Origin of the sequence: Pseudomonas sp. R4-35-07 (assembly GCF_003852235.1) — a bacterium.
Lineage (GTDB): Bacteria > Pseudomonadota > Gammaproteobacteria > Pseudomonadales > Pseudomonadaceae > Aquipseudomonas.
In genome coordinates this window covers 356,889-374,458 of record NZ_CP027732.1, presented here as the reverse complement: position 1 = coordinate 374,458, position 17,570 = coordinate 356,889, and the positions used below count along the sequence as shown (strand labels likewise).

The window sequence follows — 17,570 nt, the reverse complement described above, 5'->3', positions numbered from 1 at the left end:
CCGCGCCCTGTGGATAACTCTGTTGATGAATTCTTTGCCAAAGCTGTAGCCATCAGCGCTACAGCCCAAAAGCAGCGCTGGTCATTTTTTGTTCACACAATAAAACGCACGCAAAACAGGCAGTTGCAGCGTATTGAGAACGGCTCCACAAAATGGCCGTTCAGCAACCCCCGTTACCAACCGATTGTGCATAAGCATCTGGCGTAAACCATATAAACCGCGCTTTCACACGGTTTTCCTCGGCGCCTTCAGCAGCAGGCACAACGCACTGATATCGTCACTGGCGAGCCGTTTGGTCACGTTATCCAACGGGTCGGCCGCGAAGGCCAATGCCTCGTTGATCGCCATGTCGCGATGCACCTCCAGCAGGTCTGTGCCAAGCCGATGTTTGAATGCCTCAACCATGTCCAGGCTAAAGGCATTGCTTTCATCCACCTGGTTGACCACTACGTGCACAGCCGGTGGGCACTGGCCCTCAAGGTACGGGGCGAGCAGCGTGTCCAGATGATCCAACGTACCAAGGCACGCAGCGTCCGGCTGCACAATAAGCAACACCACATCGGCCACGTTCAGCGCCTGATGGAAATAGACGTTATTGCCGGCGGGCGTATCGATAATCACCGTCTGCCGCTCGCTCAAGCCCAGGGACGCCAGACGCTGCGCCAACCAATCGGGCTCATGCTTGAGCCAACGCTCCAGATTCTCCTGCTGCTGAATATCGACATCGCCGAAGGTGATCACCTGACAACCGGCAAACCCCAACTGCTGCAGCGGTCCCCATTGCCCATGCTCCAGACTGGTGCGCCCGATTCCTGGCAAGGTGGAACTTACGCCAAAGTGATGGTGCAAGGCATTCTGCGGGTCCAGGTCCAACGCCACCACCGACTCACCGTGGCGCTGCAAACCGCTGCTCAACGCCGTAACCAGCGTGCTGCGCCCGACACCGCCATTGATCGACACCAGCGCCACTATTTTTGGGCGCAACACAGGGGTAACCAGCGGTTGGAGATGGGATTGTTCAGGGACACTGCCGAAAAAGTGCATTCGCGCATTGATGCCATCGGCGTCATGGGCGACATCCTTGCCGAACAACGCCAGGATTTCTCTGCTAAGGCTCATAACCTGCTCCTCACGACGCAGCGTTAAGACGTGAAGCTCGGCAAGCGCGGATACTTACCGCAGGTCTTATTATAGGCGTCCTTGTTTGTGCATTCTGTGGCAACGGGTAGGGCGTGTCATTATTTTGATGTTTTTGTTTTGTGCTTTCTGGATGAACGGTAAAAAGTCAATTTAATGGCTTTTCCCTGAGCGCTGTCTGCGCGCATTTTCAAGCAGTGACATTGGTTAAAAAACACGGTGACCGCAAAAAACCGCAGCGTTTGCAAAAATAGTCAGAATTCAGGGGTTTACAGAACCTTTTCAATCGCTATAATCGTCGCCCTAACACGCCGGTATAGCTCAGTTGGTAGAGCAACTGACTTGTAATCAGTAGGTCCCGGGTTCGACTCCTGGTGCCGGCACCATACAAGGCTCCATAGAAGGCTTTCAAAATCTCTGGAACCCCCGAAAAACCCGCCTTCTGGCGGGTTTTTTCGTTTTGGCGTTCCATCGGTTTCCGTCAGAAACTGGTGGATTCCAACCGTTTTAGGGGTAGTGTTAGGGGTAAGGTAATTCGATAAAGGGGGAGTACCCTTATGTCGCGCACCACTGCTCCACTCTCCGATTCGGCTTGCCGCTCAGCCAAGCCCACCGACGGCGCTTACAAGCTTTTCGACGGCGATGGCCTCTACCTCCTAGTCCAACCAATGGCCGCAAATTCTGGCGGCTCCGTTACGTCAAACCTGACGGACGCGAAGGACTGACCTCGTTCGGCAACTACCCCGTCATTGGCCTCGCCGACGCGCGTCGCAAGCGCTTGGAAGTTAAGCGAATGCTGGCGGATGGCGTTGATCCTATAGAGACCAAGCACCAAGCCAAGGCGGAAGCTGTGATCAAAGGCAGAACCTTTGAAAGCGTTGCGCTCGACTGGCATACGGAAATGTCGGCCAAGTGGGCACCAGGCCATTCCAAGACAGTGATGAGCCGCCTCAAAACCCACGTATTCCCGCTGATCGGCGCACGCGCCATTGTTGATCTCGACACCCATGACCTTATGCAGCCCTTGGAAGCGATCAAGAAGCGCGGAACGATCGACGTTGCTTTAAGGGTACAAAACTACCTGCAGAGCATCATGCGCGAGGCAAAACGCCTCCGGCTTATCACCGCAAACCCTGCTTACGACCTCGAAGGCTTGATCAAAGCCCCGCGAGTGGTACATCGCCCTGCTCTACCCTTATCGCGACTGCCGGAACTGCAGGAGCGGATCGACACCTATAAAGGCCGGGCACTTACCCGTCTGACGGTGATGCTGTCGCTGCATGTGTTTGTAAGATCCAGCGAACTGCGTTTCGCCCGCTGGAGCGAGTTCGACCTCAAGCGTGGCACCTGGGAGATACCCGACACTCGACCCGCGTTGGAGGGAGTACCCTTTTCCACAAGGGGTACGAAGATGGCAGGGGATATCCATTTAGTACCCTTATCGCCGCAAGCAGTGGCGCTACTCGAAAAAATCCATGCACTCACAGGCAAATTCGCATTGGTCTTCGCAGGGGATGCCAAACCCTGGAAGCCCATGTCCGAAAATACGGTGAACAACGCGCTACGGACGATGGGATACGACACCAAAACCGATATCTGCGGGCATGGGTTTCGTTCGATGGCCTGCAGCGCACTGATCGAGTCAGGATTGTGGTCGGAGACCTCCATTGAAAGGCAGATGAGCCACAAGGAACGCAACAACGTCCGTGCCGCCTACATCCACAAGGCCGAGTTCATCGAGGAGCGCAGGCTGATCATGAACTGGTGGAGCCGGTACCTGGAGGCCAACCGACAGGAGCATGTCACTCCACACGAATTCGCGAACCAGACAGGAGCGAACGTCACTTGGATAAAAGCGAAGCCTGGCACTGGCGCAGAGAGGAGGAATTGACATGGATATCTCAACCGCACAAAGCATCAAGCTCGCCATTGTGTCGGCAACCGGACTGTCAAAAGACGCGCTGCATATCTATTTGGGCATGGCGGTCTATTTGACGTTGATCGTTGGCACCCGACGATTCAGGCCATACCTTGGCTGGCTGGTTGTTTTCATCATTGCGTGTGCAGGCGAGTGGGTAGATCGGCGAGACGACATTGGAAGCTTCGGATACTGGCGCTGGCAGGCAAGCGCTCACGACGTTCTCAACACGTTGTTTTGGCCGACGGTGCTAACACTGCTTTGGCTTTTAAAGTGCCGCAGTAAAGTAAGCGTACATCCGTAAGACTCTCGCAATCTGCTCTGCCACGCGGGTCCATCCAAACAGGGCTGCAAAGCCGCCCTGTTTGGATGGACCTCACTTAAAAAATCTAGAGCCCATGCAACTGTCTGTGGAAAACCACAGATTTCCACCGATGGATAATTTCATCCACAGCCGCAGAGCTCCCGAAAATTCGAGCCTTAACCCGAATTACCCACAGGAGTAGAAAAGATCGGGCAAAGCGCTGTCGTTGACAGCAACCCAGGTAGCCAGAACCTTTAAGGCTACGCCACACCGTGGTGGTTCTCCCAAAGTGCGATTAGCGTCCGGCGGCTCGCACGGTCACAGCAATGTGATGGATGCCTACTTTTACCAGTGTGCCCGCTGCGGCAACTCATCCCCTTTCATAGCTGCCCTGCAGCAACCTATCCGCTTGGCCATTTCATTGCGCCAACCTGCGCCCGTCTCTTTCTTCCGGAAAGAGACGGGCGCTCCTACCGCTGCTGCAGCCCAACTCGTACAAGGCATTGCGGCATTCCCCCTCGTGACAATCGGCGTGACAAACACCAATGTCACCAGCAACAGCGATGCAGATGATGGTGCCGCAGCCCAAGGAAATGGACTGCACCTGACTGACAGTCAGGCATGCCCCGGTCATCGCTTCACTGCCTTCACCTGACTCAGGATCTCGCGGCGCTGGTCTCGTCAGCCAGTGCAGCCTCCACCAGCCCACCTCTTCGGAGGTGTTCAGGAGGCCAGATCATGAGATGCCCAAGCTCCCGGTCGTAAAGAGCCGTCAGTCCCGCGTTAGTGGACAAACCTCACAGGCCGCAGGGGCCTTGATCCCTGATAACACTCAACATTCTTGGCGGGATGACGTGGGGAAGGTTTTAAATTTTTGGCTTCGAGAGGAGTTCGATCATGGCACTAGTGGGCAAACGAGGTGGCCGCAATTTTGGCTATGGCCGGCAACTGAGCTACGCCGGGCCGCAGGCGCTGAAAGACATGTTCGGCGGTGGGCATTATGGGACTGTCAAAGCACACACCGATCGCTGGCAAGCGTTTGTGCGGTGGTGTCGGTCCGAAGATGGGCCGGGATTCAACGATGCGAGGAAGATCGACCGGCAGACCTTGCTGGACTACGCAGGATACCTACGCCAGCAAGTTGAACATGGTGAGCTTGCCATCGCTACTGCGCAAAACCGATTGTCCAGCGTCAACCGAACCATGGCGGCGCTCCGCGGTGACCAGTATGTGAAAGTGCTAAGCCCGAGCAAGGCGCTGGGAATGCAGCGCACCACTGTTCGAACTACGACTCCGCAAGGTCAGGATCGTGACCAAGTGATGAAGATCATCAATGCACTCTGCGAACATCAACTGGCGCGCGCTGCTGCCATTGTGTACCTGGCACGAGCCATCGGTATGCGTTCACGCGAGGCCATTTTGGCCGACCTATCGCGCCTAAAATGTGAAGCCGAGAAATTCGGCAGAGTTAATATCCAGGAGGGTACCAAGGGCGGACGCTCAGGCGCGTCTGCACCTTGCTGGATCATGGTGAACGATTACATCCGTGACGCACTAGCATTCGCCCAACATTTCTCGCCTGGTGGTAGCCGCAATCTGTTAGCCCCGAACGAAAGCTACCTGGACTTCATACAGGGCACCGTCCGTCCCTCCCGAGACATCCTCCATACGCACGAACTCAAAGGCTTCCACGACTTGCGCGCGGCCTACGCATGCGAACGCTATGAACAAATCACCCAGCATCCCGCGCCCATAAGCGTTGGCCGTTGCTACCAACTCAACCGACGCCTCGATCAGGAGGCCCGAGAGCAAATCAGCTATGAACTTGGACACGGCCGTATGGACGTGGCATCGGCTTACATTGGGGGGAGAGCATGAGCAAGCCATTCGATATGGAGCTGTTCTTAGCCGGGATTCTGAAGGGCGCAAATGCCACGCGCAAACGCCACATTCAACAAGCAAAGACGATCCAAGCAGCTATTCATGAACGATGGCAACTAGACAATCCATGGTCATGGCAGCGGAAACACCTTGTGTGGTTTCTTGATAGCCACATCCAGTCGCGCTCGGGATCAACGTGCTATTACTACCTGCTGACCATCGGCCTGATTTCATCACGCTTACGAAAGTCATGGACATTCCAAAGGCAGGCTGACGCCAAAAACCGTTGATTACCGCAGTGAGTCGAGGATTACGTCGCTCAACATTTGGCCTAGTCACTGAATCTGCTACTATTCAAACCTGTTTCCAGTATTGCGCGAAACCTCATGACATCTAAAAACGTACTATCTGAAGTATCATTTGGTCCTACCATGATACAAAAAATGCGAAGGATTTCCTTGGATGCGAACCTCTTGCGGACGCTCGGCTTGGAGGAAGGCGATAGCCTAGACGTCGCGTTGATGGTAGAGACCGGTGAGATTCGCCTGCGAAAAATATCCCCGAGTAAGCACAAATTATCGCCTCAGAACGGGGGCAAGTAGTCGTGACATTGGCTGTGCATGCTCAGCGCTCGATACCATCCGCTGAAGAAAGACCGGTCTCGCTAGCACGAAAGCGAGAACTAGGCGCTTTCTACACTCCACCGTCCGTGACGAAGATATTATGTGATTGGGCGATAAGAACTCCTTCCGACGTTTTGCTAGAGCCTAGCTTTGGTGGGTGTAATTTTTTAGAAGCATCCGTGAGAAGAGTACAAGAACTCGGATCCGACTCAACCGAAACAATATACGGCTGCGACATAGATCCCGCTGCATTTGAAATGCTAAACGACAGAAAGCTGAAATTGCACGCAGAGAACTTTAAACTTAAAAACTTTCTATTAATTGATTCAAATGAATTATCAGCCGAAAAAGCAGATGCCGTAATTGGAAACCCTCCTTATGTTCGCTATAGCAAGCTTGACGAAGCGCAGCGCGCTGCCATTCATATATGGGAACAAAAGTACAATTTAAAACTCAATCGACGCGCAAGCCTTTGGACGTACTTTAGCTATCACGCCCTGCATTTTCTAAAAAATGGTGGGCGGATAGCGTGGGTTTTACCAGTTAGCTTTATGACAGCCCAGTATGCCGCAGGACTTCGCGAACTATTTTTTAAAAGCTTTAAAAAGCTGGCTTTCTTCACTCTTACCGAACGAATATTCTTACTGGAAGGCACCGAAGAAAGGGCACTTATTGTTTTAGGTGATGGTTTTGGCTACAATTCACAAGACGCCCATATAACATCTAGCTATGTCGACAATTTATCAGAACTCTATATCGAAATAGAAAAATGGACAGTGAGCAGCAACGAAGATTATCCAAGCAACAGCAAGTCCAACTTTGGCATTGTTAGCGCCATAGTGGAATCCTCAATATCCAGACTAAAGCTTGACCCCCTAGTAAAAGAATTAGGCGAACTTTCAGATGTCGGCATTGGAGTGGTTACAGGCGATGCAAAATTCTTCATTAGGCCACACGCCCATTGGAGAGCTGACGGCATTGGCAATTCTCACCTGACCTATATTTTACCAAAAAGCAGATTTGTTACTGGGCTGGAAGTATCAACTTCAGACCGAGAGCGCCACAAAGAAATGGACGTCCCATGCTTTGCTCTGGATGCGCCATCAAACACGAAATCTGAGCCAGTTTTGAAATATCTTTCAGGTTATGGAAACTCCAATATCAAGGCCAATGCTACTTTTGCAAAACGTGGCTGCTGGTTCAGATTTTTAGACGGTAGAATCCCCGACGCTTTTTTCGTATTCATGACTCATAACGGCCCACGAGTTATCCTAAATAGCGTACATGCAAACACAACGAATGGATTCTATAGAGTAAATTTTAAACCCAACATCAATATTTCCTTTAGGTTAATAGCTATCTCATTGCAGACTACGTTCACGCAACTTGAAGCTGAAAAGCTTGGAAGGCCTCGTGGCTCAGGAGCTCTCAAATTGGAGCCCTGCGATGCCAAACTGCTTCCTCTATATTTACCGCACAAAACGGAAGTAGAGATAGAGCACGCATTCTCAATCATTGATAGACACATGCGCGAAGGAAATGAAGAGCATGCCCGTACTGCCGCTGATCAGTTTATATTTTCAGGTTCGTCAGTATTTCGCAAAGAAATCCCTCATTTAACACAAAGCTTGATGATCGCTAGAAAACGCAGGATTAGAAATAAGGAAGTTAGTGATGACTGAACAAGACAAGGACTTTGATGCTAAAACCGCGCTGACCGCAGCTCTAACTGAGCCCAATCTGGATTATGGAAACATTCTAAAACTCGCACATAAGTTATCTGAAGAAGATAAAGACACCATTCGATTCTCAGTAGACGCGAGCCATATCTCTAGACTTGGTCTAGAGCTAGTTTCAAAACAAGAAACCGCAATCTCGGAACTTATAAAAAATGCGTACGATGCTGATACGCCTTGTGTGGAAGTAGATTTTTATAAAACTGATACTGCCGGTGGAGTTCTAGAGATAATTGACTACGGCACAGGAATGTCACGAGAACAATTATTAAATGGCTTCATGCGAATATCTACAGCGGAGAAAGTAACTGAACCGCTTTCCCCAAAGTACGGCCGGCAACGTGCGGGGCGAAAAGGCATAGGGCGATTTGCCGCACAGCGACTTGGACGAAAACTAAGTATTGTGACGCAGCAAGATGGGGCACAGTTTTGTTTAAAATTAACTATCGACTGGGATAAATTCTTAACCGGCATTGACTTGCACATGATCGCAAGTCAAATAATAGTGCTCCCTGCTCATGAAATGAGCGGAACTACTATGCGGATCGAAGAACTGCGTGACTCTTGGTCGGAAGCCCAAATTAGACGCGCTTTTAGGTTCGTATCAGATCTATTACAACCCTTTAAACTATCCCCTCCTGAAATCCTTCCTAAGCTTGACCTTTTCCAAGTCCCCTATGCTCCTGATCCCGGTTTTGTAGTAAATTTTTATAAAACAGTTGACGGTGATCGAGAAAAAATTGCTAGCCATGAGCAAAATATTTTGTCGACCGCGTCAGGCTACGTCACAGCGCGTGTTGAAAATGGAGGTCAAGCTTTTATAAGCCTGTCCTCCAGTATGCACCCCGTAAAACTGGATAACGTACCGCTAAAGTTCGATGCAAAATTACGCACAAAATCCAAAGACAGGGTGACCAGCTACAATCTTCTTGATGGAATACAATTATCCGCACATTACTTTATCGCTGACGAATTACCACAAGGCACCAGAGGCATGGTCAGGGATATCTTGAATCGCACTGGAGGAATTCGAATATATCGCAATGGTTTCCGCGTGCTCCCCTATGGCGAAAGTTTTGACGACTGGCTAAGCCTACAACGTTCCAGTGCATTGCGGGAAGTTCTTCCTCCACATCACAATACAAACTTCCTGGGCTTCGTTGAAATAACTGACGTAGACGGGGATCATTTTCAAGAAACAGCTAGTAGAGAAGGCCTTATAGAAAATGAGGCGTTCCATCAACTGCAAGACTTTGCCTATCGAACAATCATCGCAGCGGTGATGGAAATTGCTAGAGTAAGGGGCAGAAAATTATACGCAGGAGATAAATCACCGACTTTGCGTGAGACAAAAACCAATCCCGAAAGCGTAAAAGATCAAGCGGCAGAGGTAGCCGGGAGGCTCAGGGCTATTGCGGGCGCGGCTGTACCCACCAATGATGCTCCTCCGGCTATAACGGATAACCCAGACGAAACAGATGCGCCGAAAACTTTACTCGATTCCAATCAACCACAGGATACCGGTTCATTAGCTCATGCCGCGCAAGAACTGAGTACCCTTGCCGACGAAATAGAACTAATCGGACAAGCATCGGAGTCGGCGCTGCAGGAAGTAGGAATGCTGAGAGTACTGGCCAGCCTCGGATTGACAATAGGCGAATTTACGCATGAAGTAAGACATGCCCTCGCTGCCCTAGGGACAATTGTTACAGACCTGAATAAAAGCCGGGAGAATTCCGATCTTGCGGAAGAGCTCACAGAGCATGTAATGCTTCTCAGAAGTTACATGCACTACTTCGATGACGCAGTAATGCAGAACGCGCATCGAAAACTTGAGGCGCATGAACTTAGGGATGTAATAAGTGAGTTCATTAAAGTAGTACGCCCTACATTCACCAGGCAAAATGTCAAAGTGGAAACGTCGTTCCAGGGCTATGACTTATTCACCAGACCGATGCACAAATCTGAATGGGCGTCCACCTTACTTAATCTTTTTACAAACTCCCTAAAAGCAATTCACCGAGCACAAGTGAAAGGTGCCATATTAATTGCTTGCTCTGTCGTTGACGGGGAACTTCAGATAGATTTTTCTGACAATGGCGACGGAATTCCTGTAGAAAATCGCGAAAAAATATTTGATGCTTTTTTCACAACAAGTGCTCCTCCCTCTACCTCCGAAACACACGAAGAGCAACTAGTCGGGACAGGTCTTGGTCTAAAGATCGTGAGAGACATTATTGAGGCCGCTGGTGGGTCAATCGAAGCCATTGAGCCCGCAGTAGGTTACTCCACATGCATTCGCCTGACTGTTCCTAAAGCGCGTGAGGACCAAATCGATGCCGACCAGTATTAATTATCTGTGCATTGACGATCAACAGGATTCAACTATTGATCCATTGCTAACCAAGCTAGCGAATGACGGATTAATATCCTTTGAACGATGGACACCAAAAAACCTAGAGGGCCAACTACCGGCGATTCAGGACTTCTTCGCCCAACAAACAGGCCCGTCAGGGCTACTTCTTGACCTTAGGTTAGATGTGGACGCCGATCCGGATGGGAATCGTGTATCTTATCGTGGCCCCACACTGGCGCAAGAGTTACGCACAAGAATGGCAGAAGGGGTTATCGCGCCATTCCCAATCGTACTCTGGTCAGTAAATACCAAATTTCGTCAGTCATATTTTGGAGATGAATCGTCTCATGATCTCTTTGACGACATTTTCGGTAAAGATCGTGAAGTAACTGACGAACCAATTGTAGTCGCGGAAAAACTTGTATCTTTAGCGCACGGCTATCATCAGTTACGAAGTCTTAATGAGCGCAACCTCGTAAGCACTCTTGGTTTAGGAGAAGAAGCAAACCTGCCTCTTTATTCTCAGTTCTTAGATGAATACACTCAAATATTTAATGATTCTACAACTCATGAAATAGCTCATTTCCTCCTTAACGAACTTATTCGAGTCGAAGGCCTTCTTGTGACAGAGGCGATGGTCGCAGCACGTCTAGGTGTCAACATATCTGAATCGAAGGAGTCGTGGGAGGTAATAATAAAAAATCTTGAACATGCTCAGTATACGGGTCCTTTCCGCGAGGCATGGCCACGCTTTTGGTGGTTCCGAATTGAAGACTGGTGGGCTAACCTACAGCCCGAAATTTCCGAGCTAGGACTATTAGATAGCCAAGAACGTGTAAATAAGCTAAACGAGATATTTTCCACAGCGCTTATCGCCAGCCAACCGATAGTCCATACTTACAGCACATATTTTACCACTCTGTGCGTAGGGACTTTTTTGCCGCTGGATCCGATAGACGGCCTGCGAGTTGTTAGACGGTCCTCGCGCACATGGCAGGATACTTTCTATGTATCCACTCATGCTGCACTTGAGCGTATTAATAAGGACCTCTGGCGCCTAGATCCTTTAGAGAGGGATAGGCTTGCATGGATAAAGGAAGAAGGAGCTTAATTTCATGGCTAAGAAACAGTCACCAGAATTCGTTCGAAAAAAAATGTCGTCTGACCTGATTGCCTTAGCTGAAGTACTAAAATCAGGGATGCACGGGACAATTGTAAATCCGGACGTACTAAAATCTTCCGCTAATACTATAACGCGAACCACTAAAGGGTCCACGTGGAACTACAAGATCTCTGGACTTCAACTTCGCGTGAATGTGCCCCAGAGCACACAACCTGTAAATTGCCCTGGCCCCCTCACGATTGAAGTGAGCCTTTCACTTGCTGGAGACCTTAACAATGATGAAGCAGACCAGCTAACTGCTTTAGTACTAGATATTATAATAAAATCATCTTGTGGATCTCTTCTATGCGCGTGGCACTTCGACCGTCATAACCAAGAAGGCAACCCTACGCTTGAAGCTCACCCGCTATATCACTTCCAACACGGCGGTAACGCCATGTTGCCTTATGCTGGTATGCTTGGCAATAGTCTACTGCTGCCTGCGCCACGCTTGGCATTCCCTCCTATGGACGCGGTTCTTGCAATCGATTTCGTACTTTCAAATTTTTCAGGGGAGTGCTGGGGCTTCATGCGTAAACAAGCACCGTACTTAAGGCTCATTAAAGAGTCTCAAAAAACGCTATGGCAACCTTATTTGAAACGTCTAGCAAACTGGTGGGAAACTCCCCAAAAAGATGAAAAAGCGAAAACTGCTGCGCTTATGCCACATCTTGCTTAAGCTGCAATACGGGCGCCGTTCGGCGCCCAATAGTACAAGCGAGCGCATCATATAAATAATATCGCGCTAGCTTCATATGAGAAATTATTAAAATATGATGTCACTACTAGAAGTTATTAAGAACAAACATGCCCATCTAGCACGGCTAGCCAATCAAAATGGTGCTTTAGGTGAAATTTCTGTACTATCAGCGATGTCCCATTGGATACCGCGCCCAAAGGGGCTGGCTCTGCAAGTGCTTCTGACCTCCCTGAAAAACTCTGGCATTTCAATTAAATCGTCAAGCTTCGATGCTATAGCCCTTCCACATGGGTGTGAACTCGACTTCCTAGATTCCGTGGCAGTAGCTCAATCCCTTCCACTTATGCAATTTATTGAGATAAAAAGTGCAAGTCAGCCGAGAGTCAAGCCTGGGTTTTCTGGTTTCTTCTTCGCACTTACCGAAAGTGAAATATCTGCAGCAGATCAATTGGGAGCACGTCATAGAGTAGCTCTTTATAACAAAGTTACGGAGGAGCTTCTGCTAACATCTGTACCTGAAATAATCGCGCGCGCAAAATCATCTACATGGCAGTTATCAGTCCAAATTTAGCGATAGAGCTTTTGATTAATACCGATCTGCATTTTTAGTGAAGCTCGAGGGCAAACAAGTTATTAGGTGTGCATGCGCTATATAATTTAGCCTCCCCAAAATCGTCCGCGCCCAGTCAGTCAAAGGCAGCAGAGCTAGATTAGCTTTTCAACCGCCACTAGGGCTCTACCACTTTTCTGCCGCCAATAAATCTCCTTGCACACAGAAATCTCAACGTCAGCTTTTATTCTCGCTGAATCAATCAGCGCACTTCGAGTGCGTCAGTTTGCGGAATATAAACTGCAAGCCTTTATTAGGATAGCTTTAGGGATAGAATTTATTTTCATTACTTTAAGCAACTTACAATTCAGCTAGTTAGCTCATTTTTCGACTCCTGGTGCCGCACCATACAAAACAAGGGCTTGCAGCGATGCAGGCCCTTGTTGTTTCTGCAATACGTACAATCACACGTACAATAGGCGGCGGGCAGCATTCAACCCGCTATGCTTTCGGCCATTTATCCACCGCCATTTCCCGACATGCGGTAAGGGACACGAAAGGGGCGAAGATGCTCTCCGGAAAGATCAAAGTTACGTTTGAAGTTCCTGACGAGAGCGAAGCAGAAGACGGCATTCGTCCTTTCATTTCGCTTGATGCAATGGACCTTGTGGACGCGGCCATCGAGTCGGGTCTTCCAGACTACTCCCCTCTGGTCGGCCTCATACATGAAGCAGGGGAAGACCTGGACTTTCAGGAGTTGCTAGAAGCACACCTGTCGTCATGGGTGCCAGAGGACCGCCCAGCTGCGGCCGACGCTATCGCGGATTGGCTGGAATATCTGGCCAGATTGATCCGTAAACAGAACGAGCATTTGTCGCTGGACTTGAAGCCAAGACCGTCTCCTGGCCCTCGATACTGATCAGGTTTCAGCAACCACTGCTGTTGCTGTTGCTGTTGCTGCGCTGATAGCGACCGCTACCAGTTCATGATCGCCAGTTCACCTGTTCTTTCTGCTACGCCCTTCCTAGGGTTGGCCGTGCTGTAGCGGATATCCATCGCCTCCATGCGGAACCCTTCAAACACCCGGCGGATATCCGGGTGATCATTGATGCTTACCATCACTTTGCCTTCGCAGGCGCGCATGAACTCGGCCATAAGCTCGTACTGGTCAAAGCCAAACTCAGCTCCGTAGCCCTGGGTTTCCCAGTACGGAGGGTCCATATAGTGAAAGGTGTGAGGCCGATCGTACTTTTGGGCGCACTTCAGCCACGGAAGGTTCTCGACGTACGTGCCGGACAAGCGCTGCCAAGCCAGCGATAGGTTTTCCTCAATCCGCAGCAGGTTGATGGCCCGGCCGGTAGTAGCGGTTCCGAATGTCTGTCCCGTGGACTTTGCACCGAACGCGTGGTGTTGGAGGTAGAGGAATCTGGCCGCTTTCTGGATATCCGTCAGTGTCTCGGCCGCTGTCATCTTTTGCCACTCGAAGATCTGTCGGGAGCTGAGTGCCCACTTGAACTGACGAACGAACTCCTCAAGGTGGTGCTGGACTACACGGTACAAGTTCACCAGGTCGCCGTTGAGATCATTCAAAACCTCGACTTTTGCGGGCTGTTCTCGCTTGAAGTACAGCGCAGCGCCGCCGGCAAACACTTCGACGTAGCACTCGTGGTCTGGGAACAGCGCCAGCAGGCGCTTCGAAAGACGGCGCTTGCCGCCCATCCATGGAACGATTGGGTTTGTCATTTGCAATCCTTTGCAATGGGGTTTTGGTGGTGGTGCTTATTTGCAGCTGATCGTCCATAGCTGATCAAGCCGCGTTGTATAGCATCACTTCAGTAAAGGCTTGATCGTGGGGCTCGTTTGGTTTCGAGTGATGGCCAATCGAAATCAATACCGTTCGTCCAATATTTATGCATTTGTGCATATTTTGGCTTGGTGCGATAGCTGTGTTTATGTACAGTGGATTCGCGAACATTCTGTTTGCACATTAAGTGTTTGCTTGCCCATGCTATCGATAGCCACTGGAAGGCATTCGTAAGGGATCTAAACATCAAGGAGAAACACATGTCACCACCAGATATTACTCTGCCTTCCACTATCGTGACCCCTGATCCACCATTGCCCAATCCACCAGGGCCTCTGCCAGGGGGTGGGGTCATTGCTAAACCACTGCCATGGGACGGCAAGTTCGCTTCTGGCCCTGAAGTTGATGCATTTTTCAATCAGGAACGAATTACGAGCGATCGGTACACAATGTCTGTGGTTGTAACCGTCGCTAGCGCTCAACGAAGTATGGAGCAATCCTATACGGCTTACTTGCCCCAATTGCCGGCTGATGTTGAAGCAGAGATCGCGGCAGGTGTAGGACCTAACCCTCTCTCCGAACTTGAGAAGGCCAACAAGGAAAAATCCGTTGTAGACGGCCTGATTGCGCAGAACACCGCAGAATTGGCTAACGCTAACGCAGCTGCTACCGCTTTTTTTGGTAGAAATGTGCTCGCGGTGGAAATGAAAAAAAGTGCGGTTTATTTTGTAAATATCTTTCAATCACCTAAAAACCCAAACAGTCCCCTTGATACTTATAAAAACTGGGAAGCGTCAGCTACGGCGGCGTATTCGGCAAAAATACTTGAGGAAAAAATACGAATTCTTACAGAAAAGTCCGCATTACTGACCCAGAATGTTGCTACGGCCCAGGCAGCAGAAGACGTACGTCTCGCGGCGGAGGCCGAAGCCAAGCGCATTGCCGATGAAGCGGCAGCCGCTGAAGCCGCCAGAATCGCCGCTGAGGTCGAAGCCAAGCGTGTTGCCGATGAAGCGGCTGCAGTTGAGGCAGCCAGGGTCGCTGCTGAGGCCGAGGCCAAGCGCATTGCCGATGAAGCGGCAGCCGCTGAAGCCGCCAGAATCGCCGCTGAGGTTGAAGCAAAACGCGTGGCTGATGAGGCTGCCGCTGCTGAAGCGGCGAGAGTCGCGGCAGAGGCTGAAGCTAAGCGGATCGCGGATGAAGCGGCAGCAGCGGAGGCAGCCAGGATCGCCACCGAAGCAGCTGAGCAAGCCCGTTTAGCTGCAGAGGCTATTCGCGTTGCCAATACGTTTCGTGCTCCAGGCCCAGCGTCAGCGGCTGCACCGTTTGTTATAACCTCGGCGGGAACCATAGCTGTCATTGAAGCGGCGGCAGTGACCTTGCAAACAGCTATCCGCTCTGCAATTGCCGCCTTGACCAGTTTGGCAGCTGGCACCGCCTCAGGTCTTCTGGTTGGGGTTTCTGCTTTAATCTATTCGCCCAAACTGGCTAATGGGGAGTTGCCTGAACGTTATACGTTTAGTACCCCTGTGTCGGATCTTACCCCTGAGCTAAGCCAAGATTTGCCAGCCATTGCCGCCGCCGGTGGTACCGTTGATTTGCCTGTTCGGCTTAGCTCGAAAACAGCTGCAGATGGGCAGTCAGAAGTCATTGTGGTAAAGACTGATGGTGTGACGATTCCTTCGAAAGTCAGGGTGGTGGCTGCTACTTATAACGCCGAACAGAACCTGTACAGTGTGACGACAGGAGACGCCCCACCAAGGACTTTGACTTGGACACCGATTGTCGACCCTGGTAACAGCTCGACCACCCTACCTGCCGAACAACCTACTCCACCGGTCTACACTGGAGCTAGTGTAACGCCGGTTGAAGGAAGGATTGACACTTTCCCAGGGGTTGCAGACGCTGGTTTTGATGACTTCGTCACCGTGTTCCCGGCAGACTCGGGTCTGCCTCCAATCTATGTGATGTTCAGGGACCGGCGAGAGGATCCAGGCGTGGCGACAGGTGTTGGCCAACCTGTGTCGGGGACTTGGTTAGGCGCTGCATCACAAGGTGAGGGTGCACCCATCCCGTCGCAGATTGCCGATCAACTTAGAGGGAAGGAATTTAAGAACTTCAGAGAGTTTCGAGAAACCTTCTGGAAAGCCGTAGCTAGTGACCCAGAACTTGCGAAACAATTTATTTTGACAAACAGAGACCGCATGATCACCGGTAAAGCTGCAAAGTCCAGAAAAGCTGATGCTGTGGGTAAACGATCATCTTTTGAACTTCATCATATTGACGAAGTTGCGAAAGGCGGAGATATTTACAATATCGAAAACATGCGTGTTTTGACACCTAAGCGTCACATAGATATCCATAAGGAAGTAAAATAATGGAACTTAAAAGCAGTATTTCAGAATATACAGAAGCTGAGTTTTTGGAGTTCATGAAGGAGATATTTAAAGAGAATATCGCCAAGACCGATGATCAGCTAGATATACTTTTGGAGCATTTCGAAAGAATCACCGAACATCCTGAAAGCACAGACCTTATTTATTATGCAGCGACGGACGCAGAAAGCACGCCCGAGGCGATAACTAATAAGGTTAAAGAATGGCGGGCCGCCAATGGCAAGCCAGGCTTCAAAACAGCTTAATCAAAGCTAACCAAGCCTAGTCGTCAAAAAAAGGCGACTGGGCTTTTCGCTATTTGCAGACCTTTGACATTTTATTTGCCGCACCGTCAGCCACGAGTGTATAAGCGCAAAACCGTTACTTTACGTCGAGGCGCTGTGATCGATGCCAGTCGTTTTTTTTGACCCAAGAGCAACGCGATGGTTTTGGGCGTTACGTCGAGTCCCCCAGAAGGGATGAGCTAGAGCGCTATTTTCACCTGAGCGATGACGACTACAAAGTCCTCGTGCCACTGCGTGGCGAACACAACCGTCTCGGTTACGCCGTACAACTGACCAGCCTTCGTTATCTCGGGGGCCTTCCCCGATGATTTTTCAGCCATTCCACAGGAGGTACTGCAAATACTCAGTAAACAGTTGGGTGTTAATGATTTGACTTGCGTCCTGCTCTACTCCGAAACACTTCAACGTCACCGCCGTGCCGTCGAGATTCAGGACCGCTACGGTCATCGAGTACTTTCTGACGTCAGTGTCGGCTTTCGGTTAACCCGCTGGCTATATGCACTCTGCTGGACAGGGACGGATCGTCCGGGCGAGTTGTTTAACCGGTCTTTAGAGCATTTGACATGTAACTCTCCTTGGCAAAGCGCAGCACAGGTGTACTGCTGGATGATCCGTCAGTCCGCCGCCCTTCTGCGGTACAGCTAAATGTAATCCAAATACTAGATTTCGCCAGCAGCGCGATTTTTTTGGTGGCTGGATCTACCCCGCTCTCTTTCTCA

The 17,570-nt window shown here is 50.3% G+C and carries 13 protein-coding genes, 1 tRNA gene and 2 pseudogenes; 14 read left to right on the top strand and 2 right to left on the bottom strand.

Features of this window, described 5'->3' with window-relative positions:
* Positions 1-225: 225 nt before the first annotated feature.
* A complete protein-coding gene (gene bcsQ, locus C4J89_RS01600; protein ID WP_124413572.1) occupies positions 226-1,119 on the bottom strand; it encodes a cellulose biosynthesis protein BcsQ in 894 nt (297 codons plus the stop codon).
* A gap of 328 nt (positions 1,120-1,447) precedes the next feature.
* On the opposite strand from bcsQ, the gene C4J89_RS01595 reads away from it, so the two are divergent.
* The 11 genes and pseudogenes from C4J89_RS01595 to C4J89_RS01540 all read left to right on the top strand — a co-directional run bounded on the left by C4J89_RS01595 (position 1,448) and on the right by C4J89_RS01540 (position 13,286).
* A tRNA-Thr gene (locus C4J89_RS01595) sits at positions 1,448-1,523 on the top strand.
* Between the two features lie 171 nt (positions 1,524-1,694).
* Positions 1,695-3,028: pseudogene (locus tag C4J89_RS01590) on the top strand (tyrosine-type recombinase/integrase).
* 1 nt (position 3,029) lies between these two features.
* Entirely contained in the window at positions 3,030-3,359 is a 330-nt protein-coding gene (locus C4J89_RS01585; RefSeq protein ID WP_038445259.1) for a hypothetical protein, read from the top strand.
* 897 nt (positions 3,360-4,256) lie between these two features.
* Complete coding sequence (locus tag C4J89_RS01575) at positions 4,257-5,237, top strand: integrase domain-containing protein (protein WP_124413571.1); 981 nt, start codon at positions 4,257-4,259, stop codon at positions 5,235-5,237.
* Entirely contained in the window at positions 5,234-5,530 is a 297-nt protein-coding gene (locus C4J89_RS01570) for a hypothetical protein (RefSeq protein WP_124413570.1), read from the top strand. Before C4J89_RS01575 ends, C4J89_RS01570 begins: the two co-directional genes overlap by 4 nt.
* Positions 5,531-5,844: 314 nt before the next feature.
* The gene (locus C4J89_RS01565; protein ID WP_164487583.1) at positions 5,845-7,545 is read left to right on the top strand and encodes a class I SAM-dependent DNA methyltransferase; all 1,701 of its coding nucleotides are present in this window, start codon (positions 5,845-5,847) and stop codon (positions 7,543-7,545) included.
* On the top strand, positions 7,538-9,952 hold the full coding sequence (locus C4J89_RS01560; RefSeq protein ID WP_124413568.1) for a sensor histidine kinase: 2,415 nt from the start codon (positions 7,538-7,540) through the stop codon (positions 9,950-9,952). Before C4J89_RS01565 ends, C4J89_RS01560 begins: the two co-directional genes overlap by 8 nt.
* Positions 9,936-11,066: a hypothetical protein gene (locus tag C4J89_RS01555; RefSeq protein ID WP_124413567.1), complete on the top strand. Its 1,131-nt coding sequence runs from the start codon at positions 9,936-9,938 to the stop codon at positions 11,064-11,066. Before C4J89_RS01560 ends, C4J89_RS01555 begins: the two co-directional genes overlap by 17 nt.
* Positions 11,067-11,070: 4 nt before the next feature.
* On the top strand, positions 11,071-11,796 hold the full coding sequence (locus C4J89_RS01550; protein WP_124413566.1) for a hypothetical protein: 726 nt from the start codon (positions 11,071-11,073) through the stop codon (positions 11,794-11,796).
* A 94-nt stretch (positions 11,797-11,890) separates the two neighbouring features.
* On the top strand, positions 11,891-12,388 hold the full coding sequence (locus C4J89_RS01545; protein ID WP_124413565.1) for a hypothetical protein: 498 nt from the start codon (positions 11,891-11,893) through the stop codon (positions 12,386-12,388).
* A gap of 409 nt (positions 12,389-12,797) precedes the next feature.
* Entirely contained in the window at positions 12,798-13,286 is a 489-nt protein-coding gene (locus C4J89_RS01540) for a hypothetical protein (RefSeq protein ID WP_124413564.1), read from the top strand.
* A 56-nt stretch (positions 13,287-13,342) separates the two neighbouring features.
* Here C4J89_RS01540 and C4J89_RS01535 read toward each other — a convergent pair whose 3' ends face one another.
* Positions 13,343-14,110, bottom strand: a complete 768-nt coding sequence (locus C4J89_RS01535; RefSeq protein ID WP_124413563.1) for a DNA adenine methylase — start codon at positions 14,108-14,110, stop codon at positions 13,343-13,345.
* A gap of 321 nt (positions 14,111-14,431) precedes the next feature.
* On the opposite strand from C4J89_RS01535, the gene C4J89_RS01530 reads away from it, so the two are divergent.
* The 3 genes and pseudogenes from C4J89_RS01530 to C4J89_RS27340 all read left to right on the top strand — a co-directional run.
* Positions 14,432-16,549 carry an S-type pyocin domain-containing protein gene (locus C4J89_RS01530; RefSeq protein ID WP_124413562.1) on the top strand — a complete coding sequence of 706 codons (2,118 nt, stop codon included), beginning with the start codon at positions 14,432-14,434 and terminating at the stop codon, positions 16,547-16,549.
* The gene (locus C4J89_RS01525; protein WP_124360831.1) at positions 16,549-16,812 is read left to right on the top strand and encodes a bacteriocin immunity protein; all 264 of its coding nucleotides are present in this window, start codon (positions 16,549-16,551) and stop codon (positions 16,810-16,812) included. Before C4J89_RS01530 ends, C4J89_RS01525 begins: the two co-directional genes overlap by 1 nt.
* Positions 16,813-16,970: 158 nt before the next feature.
* A pseudogene (locus C4J89_RS27340) lies at positions 16,971-17,400 on the top strand (DUF4158 domain-containing protein); the annotation flags it as partial.
* Positions 17,401-17,570 lie beyond the last annotated feature (170 nt).